General features: G+C 70.5%; 11 protein-coding genes. 9 read left to right on the top strand and 2 right to left on the bottom strand.

Going from position 1 to position 12,895, the window contains the following annotated elements; translation table 11 throughout:
* The 8 genes from ACWGN5_RS35275 to nuoN all read left to right on the top strand — a co-directional run.
* The coding region (locus ACWGN5_RS35275) for a molybdopterin-dependent oxidoreductase (protein WP_453522492.1) at positions 1-921 on the top strand (921 nt) is incomplete at its 5' end.
* Positions 918-2,282 (top strand): NADH-quinone oxidoreductase subunit NuoH, encoded by a 1,365-nt coding sequence (nuoH, locus tag ACWGN5_RS35270; RefSeq protein WP_453522491.1) that lies wholly within the window; start codon positions 918-920, stop codon positions 2,280-2,282. The genes ACWGN5_RS35275 and nuoH, both read left to right, overlap by 4 nt.
* Positions 2,275-2,853, top strand: a complete 579-nt coding sequence (gene nuoI / locus ACWGN5_RS35265; protein WP_453522490.1) for an NADH-quinone oxidoreductase subunit NuoI — start codon at positions 2,275-2,277, stop codon at positions 2,851-2,853. Before nuoH ends, nuoI begins: the two co-directional genes overlap by 8 nt.
* Entirely contained in the window at positions 2,850-3,668 is an 819-nt protein-coding gene (locus ACWGN5_RS35260) for an NADH-quinone oxidoreductase subunit J (RefSeq protein ID WP_453522489.1), read from the top strand. The genes nuoI and ACWGN5_RS35260 overlap by 4 nt, the downstream gene beginning before the upstream one ends.
* Entirely contained in the window at positions 3,665-3,964 is a 300-nt protein-coding gene (gene nuoK, locus ACWGN5_RS35255) for an NADH-quinone oxidoreductase subunit NuoK (protein WP_017239464.1), read from the top strand. Before ACWGN5_RS35260 ends, nuoK begins: the two co-directional genes overlap by 4 nt.
* 10 nt (positions 3,965-3,974) lie before the next feature.
* On the top strand, positions 3,975-5,867 hold the full coding sequence (gene nuoL / locus ACWGN5_RS35250) for an NADH-quinone oxidoreductase subunit L (protein WP_453522488.1): 1,893 nt from the start codon (positions 3,975-3,977) through the stop codon (positions 5,865-5,867).
* Between the two features lie 5 nt (positions 5,868-5,872).
* Positions 5,873-7,471 carry an NADH-quinone oxidoreductase subunit M gene (locus ACWGN5_RS35245; protein WP_453522487.1) on the top strand — a complete coding sequence of 533 codons (1,599 nt, stop codon included), beginning with the start codon at positions 5,873-5,875 and terminating at the stop codon, positions 7,469-7,471.
* The gene (nuoN, locus tag ACWGN5_RS35240) at positions 7,468-9,117 is read left to right on the top strand and encodes an NADH-quinone oxidoreductase subunit NuoN (protein ID WP_453522486.1); all 1,650 of its coding nucleotides are present in this window, start codon (positions 7,468-7,470) and stop codon (positions 9,115-9,117) included. The genes ACWGN5_RS35245 and nuoN overlap by 4 nt, the downstream gene beginning before the upstream one ends.
* A 66-nt stretch (positions 9,118-9,183) precedes the next feature.
* Here nuoN and ACWGN5_RS35235 read toward each other — a convergent pair whose 3' ends face one another.
* The gene (locus ACWGN5_RS35235) at positions 9,184-9,888 is read right to left on the bottom strand and encodes a DUF6445 family protein (RefSeq protein ID WP_453522485.1); all 705 of its coding nucleotides are present in this window, start codon (positions 9,886-9,888) and stop codon (positions 9,184-9,186) included.
* 135 nt (positions 9,889-10,023) lie between these two features.
* Entirely contained in the window at positions 10,024-11,250 is a 1,227-nt protein-coding gene (fahA, locus tag ACWGN5_RS35230; protein WP_453522484.1) for a fumarylacetoacetase, read from the bottom strand.
* 291 nt (positions 11,251-11,541) lie between these two features.
* On the opposite strand from fahA, the gene ACWGN5_RS35225 reads away from it, so the two are divergent.
* A complete protein-coding gene (locus ACWGN5_RS35225) occupies positions 11,542-12,867 on the top strand; it encodes an LPXTG cell wall anchor domain-containing protein (protein WP_453522483.1) in 1,326 nt (441 codons plus the stop codon).
* Positions 12,868-12,895: the final 28 nt, after the last annotated feature.

The raw sequence follows: 12,895 nt of genomic DNA, 5'->3' as shown, positions 1-12,895 counted from the left end.
GGCGAGCGCGGCGCCGTCGAGGCCGGCGCGCTCCCGGCGCTGCTGCCCGGCGGGCGGCCGGCGACCGACCCGCGCGCGCGTGAGGAGGTCGCCGTCGCCTGGGGCGTCCGCGAACTCCCGCACCGCTACGGCCGCGACACCGGCCAGATCGTGGAGGCCGCCGCCGGCGGCGAACTCACCGCGCTGCTCGTCGCGGGCGTCGAGGTCGCCGACCTGCCGGACCCGGCACGCGCGCGCGAGGCCCTCGACACGGCCTTCGTGGTCTCCCTGGAGCTGCGGCCCGGCGAGGTCACCGAGCGCGCCGACGTGATCCTGCCGGTCGCGGCCGTCGCCGAGAAGCCCGGCACCTTCCTCAACTGGGAGGGCAGGGCCCGGCTCTTCGAGGCCGCGCTCAAGCCCGAGCAGATGACCCGGCCGCTCGCGCCGACCGACGCGCGCGTGCTCCACATGCTCGCCGACGCCCTCGACGTCCATCTCGGCCTGCCCGACCTGCGGTCGGCCCGCCGGGAGCTGGACCGGCTCGGCGGCTGGACCGAGGAGCGGGCCACCGAGCCCAGCTCGCCCGGACAGCCGGCGGCCCGGCCCGGCGACGGCGAGGCCGTCCTCGCCGGACACCGGCTCCTCCTCGACCTCGGCAGGCTCCAGGAGGGCGACACCGCCCTGGCCGGCACCCGGCACGCCGCCGTCGCCCGGCTCTCCGCCGCGACCGCCGCCGACACCGGCGTCAAGGACGGCGACGTCCTGGAGGTGACCGGCCCCGCGGGCTCCGTCACCTTCCCGCTCCAGGTCACCGAGATGCCCGACCGGGTCGTCTGGCTCCCGCTGAACTCGGCGGGCCGCGGCGTCCTCTCCGACACCGGCGCCCACCCCGGCGACGTGGTCCGCATCGGCCCGGCGACCTCGCAGGAGGTGCAGGCATGACCCCGAACGTCCTGGCCGCCGAGGACCTGTCCATGTTCGGCACGGACCCCTGGTGGCTCGTGCTGATCAAGGCGGTCTTCTGCTTCGCCTTCCTGATGATCACCGTGCTGTTCTCCATCGTGTGGGAGCGCAAGGTCGTCGCCTGGATGCAGCTGCGCATCGGCCCCAACCGGCACGGCCCCTGGGGTCTCCTCCAGTCCCTCGCGGACGGCATCAAGCTGATGCTCAAGGAGGACGTGATCGTCAAGAAGGCCGACAAGGTCGTCTACGTCCTCGCCCCGATCGTCGCCGCGATCCCCGCGTTCATGGCGATCGCCGTGATCCCCTTCGGCCCGGCCGGCAACGAGGTCTCGATCTTCGGCCACCGGACCGCGATGCAGCTCACCGACCTGCCGATCGCGATGCTGTACGTCCTCGCGGTCGCCTCCGTCGGCATCTACGGCATCGTCCTCGCCGGCTGGTCGTCCGGCTCCACGTACCCGCTGCTCGGCGGCCTGCGGTCCTGCGCGCAGATGATCTCGTACGAGATCGCGATGGGCGCGGCCTTCGCCTCGGTCTTCCTCTACTCCGGGTCGATGTCGACCTCGAAGATCGTCGAGGCGCAGGCGGACCGCTGGTTCGTGATCCTGCTGCCGGTGTCGTTCATCATCTACATCGTCACGATGGTCGGCGAGACCAACCGCGCCCCCTTCGACATGCCGGAGTCCGAGGGCGACCTCGTCGGCGGCTTCAACACCGAGTACTCGTCCATCAAGTTCGCGATGTTCATGCTCGCCGAGTACGTGAACATGGTGACGGTCTCGGCCGTGTCGGTGACGCTCTTCCTGGGCGGCTGGCGGGCCCCGTACCCGATCTCCACGTTCTGGGAGGGCGCGAACCACGGCTGGTGGCCGATGCTCTGGTTCGTCGTCAAGGTGCAGCTGCTGCTGTTCTTCTTCATCTGGCTCCGCGGCACCCTGCCCCGCGTCCGCTACGACCAGCTGATGAAGCTCGGCTGGAAGGTCCTCATCCCGGTCGCCGTGGTCTGGCTGATGCTCGTCGCCACCGTCCGCGCGCTGCGGAACGAGAACATCGCCTTCTCCAACATCGTGCTGTACGTGGCCGGTGCCGTCCTCGCCCTGCTGCTGCTCTCCTTCCTCTACGACGCGTTCCGCGACCGCAAGGAGAAGGCGGCCGCGGCCGGACCCGCCGAGGAGCGGGCCTTCGACCCGATGGCCGGCGGCTTCCCCGTACCGCCCAAGCCCGGACAGTCCCTGCCGCCCGTGCCGCGGCGCAGGCCCCGCCACGAACGGGACCTCGTTGTCAGTGGTGGCCCCGATACTGCTACCGAGAGTGACGAAAGGGGGACGGACGGTGTCTGATTTCCAGAATCCGGTGGCCGGCTTCGGCGTGACCTTCAAGGCCATGTTCAAGAAGCGGCTGACCGAGCAGTACCCGGAGCAGCAGAAGACGACGGCGCCCCGCTTCCACGGCCGGCACCAGCTCAACCGTCACCCCGACGGTCTGGAGAAGTGCGTCGGCTGCGAGCTGTGCGCCTGGGCCTGTCCCGCCGACGCCATCTACGTGGAGGGCGCGGACAACACCGACGAGGAGCGCTACTCGCCGGGCGAGCGGTACGGCCGCGTCTACCAGATCAACTACGCCCGCTGCATCCTCTGCGGACTGTGCATCGAGGCGTGCCCCACGCGCGCGCTGACGATGACCAACGAGTTCGAGCTGGCCGACTCCTCCCGCGAGGCCCTGATCTACACCAAGGAGCAGCTCCTCGCGGGCCTGGAGGAGGAGATGGTCGACACCCCGCACGCGATCTTCCCCGGCATGACCGAGCAGGACTACTACAAGGGCCTGGTCACCGGGGCCGCGCCCGGCACCGTCCGGCAGGTCGCCGTGTCCAAGGGGGAGAAGGGCGAGCCGGAGGGGGCGGACGCATGAGCGCGAACCTCGCGGCCTACACGACCTCTTCCGGTGAGGCCTTCCAGTTCTGGGTCCTCGGCACCGTCGCCGTCGTCGGCGCGCTGTCCACGATCCTGATGAAGAAGGCCGTGCACTCGGCGCTCTCCCTCGCCGGGACCATGATCGTCCTCGCGGTCTTCTACCTCGCCAACGGCGCGTACTTCCTCGGCATCGTCCAGATCGTCGTCTACACCGGCGCGATCATGATGCTCTTCCTCTTCGTCGTCATGCTGGTCGGTGTCACGGCAGCGGACTCGCTGAAGGAGACCATCAAGGGGCAGCGCTGGTGGGCCGTCGCCTGCGGCCTCGGCTTCGGCATCCTGCTCATCGCCGGCATCGGCCACGCCTCGCTGACGGAGTTCGCCGGCCTCGGCACCGCCAACAGCGCCCACGGCGGGAACGTGGAGGGCCTCGCCGCCCTCATCTTCACCAAGTACGTCTTCGCCTTCGAGATCACCGGCGCGCTGCTGATCACGGCGGCCGTCGGCGCGATGGTGCTCACCCACCGCGAGCGCACCGAGCGGGCCCGCACCCAGCGCGAGCTCTCCGAGCAGCGCGTCCGCGAGGGCAAGCACGTGCCTCCGCTGCCCGCGCCCGGCGTCTACGCCCGGCACAACGCCGTAGACATCGCCGGTCTGCTGCCCGACGGCACCCCGGCGGAGCTCACCGTCATGGGGACCCTGCGCAAGCGGGGCCAGATCCGGGACGTGTCCACCGAGGCGCTCTCGGACCTCAAGGCCCTGGAGCAGCGGTCGGCGGAGCGCCTGGGCCGCGAAGAGGAGGCTTCTAGGTGAATCCCGTCAACTACCTGTACCTGGCCGCCCTGCTGTTCACCATCGGTGCGGCCGGGGTGCTGATCCGGCGCAACGCGATCGTCGTCTTCATGTGCGTCGAGCTCATGCTCAACGCCTGCAACCTCGCGTTCGTCACCTTCTCCCGCATGCACGGCAACCTCGACGGACAGATCATCGCCTTCTTCACGATGGTCGTCGCCGCCGCGGAGGTCGTCGTCGGGCTCGCGATCATCGTGTCCGTCTTCCGTGCCCGCCACTCGGCCTCGGTCGACGACGCCAGCCTGATGAAGCTGTGAGGGGCTGACCGTGGAAAATCTCATTGCGCTGCTCATCGGGGCGCCCCTGCTCGGGGCGGCGGTGCTGCTCTGCGGCGGCCGGCGGCTCGACAAGACCGGGCACTGGCTCGGCACGCTCCTCGCGGGCGTGTCCTTCCTGATCGGCCTGGCGCTCTTCGCCGACATGCTCGGCAAGAGCGCCGACGACCGGGCCCTGCACCAGACGCTCTACACCTGGATCCCCGTCGGGGGCTTCCAGGCGGACATGGCCTTCCAGCTCGACCAGCTGTCGATGACCTTCGTCCTGCTGATCACCGGGGTCGGCACGCTCATCCACGTCTACTCCATCGGCTACATGGAGCACGACGAGCGCCGCCGCCGGTTCTTCGGCTACCTCAACCTGTTCGTCGCGGCGATGCTCCTGCTCGTCCTCGCCGACAACTACCTGCTCCTGTACTTCGGCTGGGAGGGCGTCGGCCTCGCCTCGTACCTCCTGATCGGTTTCTGGCAGCACAAGCCCACCGCGGCCACCGCCGCGAAGAAGGCGTTCATCGTCAACCGTGTCGGCGACATGGGCCTCTCGATCGCCATCATGATCATGTTCACCACCTTCGGCACCTTCACCTTCGGGCCGGTCCTGGAGGCGAGCGGACAGGCCTCCGAGGGCAAGCTGACCGCGATCGGCCTAATGCTGCTCCTCGCCGCCTGCGGCAAGTCGGCCCAGGTGCCGCTGCAGTCCTGGCTCGGGGACGCGATGGAGGGCCCGACCCCGGTCTCGGCCCTCATCCACGCGGCCACGATGGTGACCGCCGGTGTGTACCTGATCGTCCGCTCCGCCGACATCTTCAACGCCGCGCCGGACGCCCAGCTCGTCGTCACCGTCGTCGGCGCGGTCACGCTCCTCTTCGGTGCGATCGTCGGTTGCGCGAAGGACGACATCAAGAAGGCGCTCGCCGGTTCGACGATGTCGCAGATCGGCTACATGATCCTGGCGGCCGGCCTCGGCCCCATCGGCTACGTCTTCGCGATCATGCACCTGGTGACGCACGGCTTCTTCAAGGCCGGGCTGTTCCTCGGCGCCGGATCCGTCATGCACGGCATGAACGACGAGGTCGACATGCGGAAGTACGGCGGCCTGCGGAAGTACATGCCGGTCACCTTCATCACCTTCGGCCTCGGCTACCTCGCGATCATCGGCTTCCCCGGCCTGTCCGGCTTCTTCTCCAAGGACAAGATCATCGAGGCGGCCTTCGCCAAGGGCGGCACCGAGGGCTGGATCCTCGGCGCGGTCACCCTGCTCGGCGCGGCCATCACCGCGTACTACATGACCCGCGTCATGCTGATGACCTTCTTCGGCGAGAAGCGCTGGCAGGACGACGAGAACGGGCAGCAGCCGCACCCGCACGAGTCGCCCAGGTCCATGGTCATCCCGATGGTGCTGCTGGCCGTCGGCTCGGTCGCCGCAGGCGCGCTCTTCGAGTTCTCCGGCTTCGTCGAGTGGCTGGAGCCGGTCACCGGCTTCGAGCACGGCCACCCGCCGATCAGCGCCGCCGCCGTCACCGCCGCCACCGTCGCCGTCATGGTGATCGGCGTCGGCCTCGCGTACGTGCAGTACGGCCGCCGGCCCGTCCCGGTGGTCGCCCCGCGCGGCTCGCTCCTCACCCGGGCCGCCCGCCGCGACCTGCTCCAGGACGACTTCAACCACGTCGTCTTCGTCCGGGGCGGCACGCACCTGACCCGCTCGCTCGTCTACGTCGACCACAGCCTGGTGGACGGCGTGGTCAACGGCACCGCGGCCTCGGTCGGCGGACTCTCCGGCCGGCTGCGCAAGCTCCAGAACGGCTACGTCCGCTCGTACGCGGTCTCCATGTTCGGAGGTACGGCGGTGCTGATCGCCGCGACCCTGCTGATGAGGGCGGTGTGACTCCCATGTCCCCAGTGGTCAACGCGGGCTTCCCGCTCCTGACGGCGACGGCGGCGGTGCCCGCGGTGGGCGCCGTGCTCACCGCGGCCGTGCCCGCCGCCCGCCGCACCGCCGCCAAGTGGCTCGCGCTGCTCGTCTCGCTCGCCACGCTCGTCCTCGCGGCCGTCGTCTGGGCACAGTTCGAGCCCGGCGGCGACCGCTACCAGCTCGTCGAGTCGTACTCCTGGATCAAGGACTTCGGTGTCCGCTACGAACTGGGCGTGGACGGCATCGGGGTGGCCCTCATCGGCCTCACCGCCCTGCTGATCCCCTTCATCGTCCTGGCCGGCTGGCACGACGCCGACCCGCTGGAGACCTCCTCGAAGAGGTGGCGGCCGACGCAGGGCTTCTTCGCCCTGATCCTCATGGTGGAGGCGATGGTGATCCTCTCCTTCGAGGCCACCGACGTCTTCCTCTTCTACATCCTGTTCGAAGCCATGCTCATCCCGATGTACTTCCTCATCGGCGGCTTCGGCGACCGCGCCCACAGCGGCTCCGACGAGAACGCGGCGGCCCAGCGCTCCTACGCGGCCGTCAAGTTCCTGCTCTACAACCTCGTCGGCGGCCTCATCATGCTGGCCGCGGTCATCGGGCTCTACGTGGTCGCGGGGAACTTCTCGCTCACCGAGATCGCCGAAGCCCGCGCCAACGGCTCCCTGGAGATGGCGACCAGCACCGAGCGGTGGCTGTTCCTCGGCTTCTTCTTCGCCTTCGCGGTGAAGGCGCCGCTCTGGCCGCTGCACACCTGGCTGCCGAACGCGATGGGGGAGGCCACCGCCCCCGTCGCCGTCCTCATCACGGCCGTCGTCGACAAGGTCGGCACCTTCGCGATGCTCCGCTTCTGCCTCGGCCTCTTCCCCGAGGCGAGCAAGTGGGCCACCCCCGCGATCGTCGTCCTGGCGCTGATCAGCATCGTGTACGGCGCGCTGCTCGCCGTCGGCCAGCGGGACATCAAGCGCCTGGTCGCCTACGCGTCCATCTCGCACTTCGGCTTCATCATCCTGGGCATCTTCGCGATGACCACCCAGGGCCAGTCCGGTGCCACGCTCTACATGGTCAACCACGGCATCTCGACGGCCGCGCTGATGCTCGTCGCCGGGTTCCTGATCTCCCGGCGCGGCTCGCGGCTCATCGCCGACTACGGCGGTGTGCAGAAGGTCGCCCCGGTGCTCGCCGGCACCTTCCTGATCGGCGGCCTCGCGACCCTGTCGCTGCCCGGACTCGCGCCGTTCGTCAGCGAGTTCCTGGTCCTGGTCGGCGCGTACGCCCGGTACCCGGTGGCCGGCATCATCGCCACCACCGGCATCGTCCTCGCCGCGCTCTACACCCTCGTCCTGTACCAGCGGACGATGACCGGGCCGGTGAAGGAGGAGGTGCGGGCCCTGCCCGACCTGCGGGCGCGCGAGCTGGCCGTCGTCGTCCCGCTGATCGCCGTCCTGATCTTCCTCGGGGTCTTCCCGAAGCCGCTGACGGACGTCGTCAACCCGGCCGTGCGGCACACCATGTCGGACGTCCAGCAGAAGGACCCCCAGCCCCAGATTCAGAACGTGGAGGCGGCCAAGTGAGTTCCATGGCTGTCCACAGCTTGTGGACGACAGCGGCCGAGCCGCTGGACAAGATCCCGGCACCCCACATCGAGTACACACAGCTCTCGCCGGTGCTGATCGTGCTCGGCGCCGCGGTCGTCAGCGTCCTCGTCGAGGCCTTCGTGCCCCGCAAGGCCCGCTACCACAGCCAGGTGTTCCTCTCCGTCGCCGCGCTCGCCGCCGCCTTCGCCGCCATCGTCGGCTTGGCGGCGGGCGGCTACGGCTCCACCAAGGCCCACATCGCGGCCATGGGCGCCATCGCCGTCGACGGACCCGCCCTCTTCCTCCAGGGCACCATTCTCCTCGCCTCCATCGTGGCGGTCTTCACCTTCGCCGAGCGCAGGCTCGACCCGGCCGACCACGGCCACAAGGTCGACTCCTTCGCCGCCGAGGCCGCCGCCGTCCCCGGCAGCGACCACGAGAAGGCGGCCGTCAAGGCCGGGTTCACCACCACCGAGGTCTTCCCGCTCGCGCTGTTCGCGATCTCCGGCATGCTGGTCTTCCCGGCGGCCAACGACCTCCTGACGCTCTTCGTCGCCCTGGAGGTCTTCTCCCTCCCGCTGTACCTGCTGTGCGCCGTCGCCCGCCGCAAGCGGCTGATGTCGCAGGAGGCGGCCGTCAAGTACTTCCTGCTCGGCGCCTTCTCCTCGGCCTTCCTGCTCTTCGGGATCGCCCTGCTCTACGGCTACGCGGGCTCCGTCTCGTACGCCACCATCGCCCGGGTCGTGGACGGCTCGATCGGCTCCGTCGACCCGGCGCTCGCCGACACCATGGGCAACGACGCGCTGCTGCTCATCGGCTTCGCGATGGTCCTCATGGGGCTCCTCTTCAAGGTCGGCGCCGTGCCGTTCCACATGTGGACCCCGGACGTCTACCAGGGCGCCCCGACCCCTGTCACCGGCTTCATGGCCGCCGCCACCAAGGTCGCCGCGTTCGGCGCGCTGCTCCGCCTGCTGTACGTGGTGCTGCCCGGTCTCACCTGGGACTGGCGGCCGGTCATGTGGGGCGTCGCCATCGTCACCATGCTGGGCGGTGCGATCGTCGCCATCACGCAGACCGACATCAAGCGGCTCCTGGCGTACTCGTCGATCGCGCACGCGGGCTTCCTGCTCGCGGGCGTCATCGCGGCGACGCCGTCCGGCATCTCGTCCGTCCTCTTCTACCTGGGCGCCTACTCCTTCGTGACGATCGGCGCGTTCGCCGTCGTCACCCTGGTCCGGGACGCGGGCGGCGAGGCCACCCACCTGTCCAAGTGGGCCGGGCTCGGCCGCCGTTCGCCGCTCGTCGCGGCGGTCTTCGCGGTCTTCCTGCTCGCCTTCGCCGGCATCCCGCTGACCTCCGGCTTCTCCGGGAAGTTCGCGGTCTTCAAGGCGGCGGCGGACGGCGGCGCGGGCGCGCTCGTCGTGGTCGGTGTGATCTCCTCGGCGATCGCCGCGTTCTTCTACATCCGGGTCATCGTGCTCATGTTCTTCAGCGAGCCGAAGGCCGACGGCCCCACGGTCGCCGTCCCCTCGGCCCTGACGAGCATCACGATCACGGCGGGCGTCGCGGTCACCCTGGTCCTCGGCTTCGCCCCGCAGTACTTCCTGGACCTGGCGAACCAGGCGAGCGTCTTCGTCCGGTAGACCGGGCGGTACGCGGGAAGGGCCCGGCTCGGGGGCGAGCCGGGCCCTTCGTCGTACGTCCCCGGGTCAGGCCATCCAGAAGAAGACGGCCGTCATGCGCTTGTCCTCCAGGGTGGTGCCCCAGTAGCCCGTCGCGCTGTGCATCAGGTTGGCCGAGTAGAGCAGCAGGCGGTTGTACCGGTGGGGGACGCGGATGTCCTCGGAGAAGGAGTCGGGGGGGACGAAGCGGGTGCCGAGGGCGTCGACCAGGTTGTCGTGCGGGGCCAGGACCTGGTTGCCGCCGAGCCGGCCGCCCGGGAGGTTCTGGCGGTAGAAGCTGGTGCCGCAGTCCTTGGGGGTGTCCGGGCTGAGGTAGAGCACGGCGGCGTAGCGGCACAGGCTGCGGGAGTCCGTGTGCGGGCGGGGCTCGCACTCGTCCTTGCCGACGGCCTGGACGCAGTTGTGGTTGAAGGTGCCGGCGCGGTCCGGGTCCACCGCCCAGATCCGCGGCGCGCCGGTCGCCTTCCGCACCAGCCGTTCCACCTGGGCGAGTTCGTCCGGCTCCAGGCCCGGCATGGCCCGCTGGCCCGGCCAGGGCTCGGGGTTGACCGGAGCGCCCTGGACCCAGTCCTCCTTCCCGAGGCAGCGGGCGCGGACGGCGTCGACGTCCGGCAGCACGTCGTCCAGGACCCAGTAGTCCCGGCCCTCCGTCGGCTTCCGGTACGGGAGGACGGGCGGGCCGGCGCTTGGGGAGGGGGGACGCAAGGGGTGATGTGGGGGGTTCGGAGACATGCCGGGAACGCTAGTTCGGGCCCGGGAAGGGGGCTCCAAAGCGGCGGCCAAGTCTCCGACAAGAGATGGTGTGCGCCTGCCCAAGAACGGGGATGGGCGCCCCCTGCCGTGCGGGGGCGCCCCTCATGCGTGCGGTCAGGCGGAGGGGACGATCCGGCCCCGGACCTCGCCCAGCGCCAGACGGGTGCCGTCCGCGCCCGGCGCCCAGGCCGTGAGCACGACCTCGTCGCCGTCCTCCAGGAACGTCCGCTTGCCGCCCGGCAGTTCGAGGGCGTCGCGGCCGTTCCAGGTGAGCTCCAGGAGCGAGCCGCGCTGGTTCACCTCGGGCCCGGAGACCGTGCCGGAGCCGTACAGGTCACCCGTGCGGAGCGAGGCGCCGTTCACCGTCATGTGGGCGAGCTGCTGGGCCGCCGTCCAGTACATCGAGGAGAACGGCGGCTCGGCCACCACCTCGCCGTTGATCTCCACCGAGATCCGCAGGTCGAAGCCGCCCGGCTCCTCCTCCGCCGCGTCGTCCAGGTAGGGGAGAAGGGGGTAGTCGCGCGCGGGCGGGGCCGTACGGGCCGCGTCCAGGGCCTCCAGGGGCGTCACCCACGCGGAGACGGAGGTCTGGAACGACTTGCCGAGGAACGGGCCGAGCGGCACGTACTCCCAGGCCTGCACGTCCCGCGCCGACCAGTCGTTGAGCAGCGTCAGACCGAAGACGTGCTCCCGGAAGTCGGCCAGCGGGACCGGCTTCCCGAGCTCGGACGGGGTCCCGACGAGGAAGCCGACCTCCGCCTCGATGTCCAGCTTCACCGACGGGCCGAAGACCGGCGCCGGGTCCGACGGGGCCTTGCGCTGCCCGGAGGGGCGTACGACATCGGTGCCGGAGACCACGACCGTGCCCGCGCGGCCGTGGTAACCGATCGGCAGGTGCTTCCAGTTGGGGGTGAGCGCGTCGCCGTCCGGGCGGAAGATCTTCCCCACGTTCGTCGCGTGGTGCTCGCTCGCGTAGAAGTCGACGTAGTCCGCGACCTCGTACGGCAGGTGCAGCGTCACCGCATCCAGCGGGTGCAGCAGCGGCTCGATGTCCGCCCGGTGCGCCGGCACCGTCACCCAGGCCGTCAGCGCCCTGCGGACATCGCGCCAGGCGGTCCGCCCGGCCGCGAGCAGCGGGTTGAGGCTGGGCTGCGCGAGCAGTGCCGCGTAGGGCGAGCCGAGCGCGTGCGCCGCGGCACCCGCGTCCAGGACGTGCCCGCCGATGCGGACGCCGAGCCGGCGCCGCCCGGGCTCGTCGGCGGTGGAGAAGACGCCGTACGGGAGGTTGTGCGGGCCGAAGGGATCGCCCTCGGCCAGATCGAGCGGGCTGTGCTCGGACATCGGTGCGTGCCTCGCTTTCCACGTGTGTGGGGGACACGTTACGGGGCGGGCCGCCGGGCGCGGATGACATGGATCACACAGAAACTGCGGCCTCCGTGGGCAACTGCCCGCATTCGCGCGCTTTGTGTCGTGACCGGGGCCGGAACACCCTTACGAGCTGCGGAAACAAGGCTCCCGCCGGGCCCCTTCCGGCCCTACGATCATGCTGACGTCGCGCCGCGTGAAGTAGCCGCGGGCGCGCGCACCCCCTTCTTCGCAGTCTTTCTCTCTGACCAGGAAAAGGTCCGCAACGTGAAGATCCGCCGCATTCTGGCGACCGCCGTGGCCGCCGCCGTGACCACCCCGGTCGTGTTCCTCTCGGCCGCGCCGGCGTTCGCCGACACCAAGCCGTCGCCCACCGCCTCGCAGAAGCCCGCGACCCACGGGGACGACCCCGAGGACGACATGCCCTCGCTGGAGGAGCTGAAGGCCGCCGTCGCCCTGGCGCAGAAGGAGTACGACGAGGCCGTCGTTGAACTCGACAAGGCCACCGCGGACCGGAAGGCCCTCGACAAGGCCGACAACGTCCTCGTGGTCGCGGTCGCCGACGCCCAGAAGGCCGTCGACGCCGCCGCCGCCAAGAAGACCGAGGCCGACGACGCGCTCGCCAAGGCCCAGGAGGCCGTGACGAAGCTGCCGGAGACCGCGACCGACGCGGAGAAGCAGGCCGCCGCCGACGCCGTCACCGCCGCGCTGACGGCCGCCACCGCGGCCGCGACCGCGAAGACCGCCGCCGACACGAAGCTGACGGAGGCCAAGGCCGCGCTCACCGCCGCCAAGGACGCCGCCGACCGTGTGGTCAAGCTCGCCGAGAAGGTGAAGAAGACCGCCGCCGAGAAGCTCGACGACGCCAAGGAAGAGCTGGCGTTCTACGAGGAGATCGGGGAGGAGTGCAACGAGGACTCCGCCGTCAAGGTCGCGGTCAGCGGGCCGAAGACGGTCACCGCCGGTCAGCCCACGGTCTTCTCGCTGCGGGTCACCAACACCTCCGACCACGCGCTGGACCTCGTCAACGCCTTCGTGAACGCCGTGCGGCTCCCCGAGCCCGGCACGGACCTCGACCTGGAGACGGACTTCTCGAAGTACGCCATCCCGGTCGAGTGGTCCTCCGCCGACGTCCTGGAGTGGACGCCGATCACCGAGAAGTTCGACTCCATCGAGGTCGGCAAGATCGCCAAGGGCGCCTCGTACGACGTGAAGCTGCGCCTCACGGTCGACGCCAAGGCCACCGCCGGCAAGGGCATCCTCTTCGGCTACGGCGAGTGGGAGAACAACGACGGCTCCTGCGGCATCGGCGAGGAGTACGCCGAGCTGAACTTCGGCATCCTGGCCGCCAAGGGTGACAAGCCGACGCCGAAGCCCTCGGAGACGACGCCGACCCCGGCGCCGACCGCCACCACCGGCAACACGAACACCACCCAGCAGGGCGGCTCGTCGAACACCCCCGTGAACGGCACCCTCGCCGCCACCGGTGCGAACGACACCCTGCCGCTCGGCCTCGCCGCCGCCGGGGCCGTCGCCCTGGGCGCCGGTGCGCTGGTCGTCGCCCGCCGCCGCAAGGCCGGCGCGCAGGCGTAACCCCCGAACGGTCCCCCGCACGGCGTGA

The organism is Streptomyces sp. NPDC055815, from assembly GCF_053616475.1.
The sequence above is the reverse complement of the archived record's forward strand: the minus strand, read 5'-3'. Positions and strand labels throughout refer to the sequence as shown.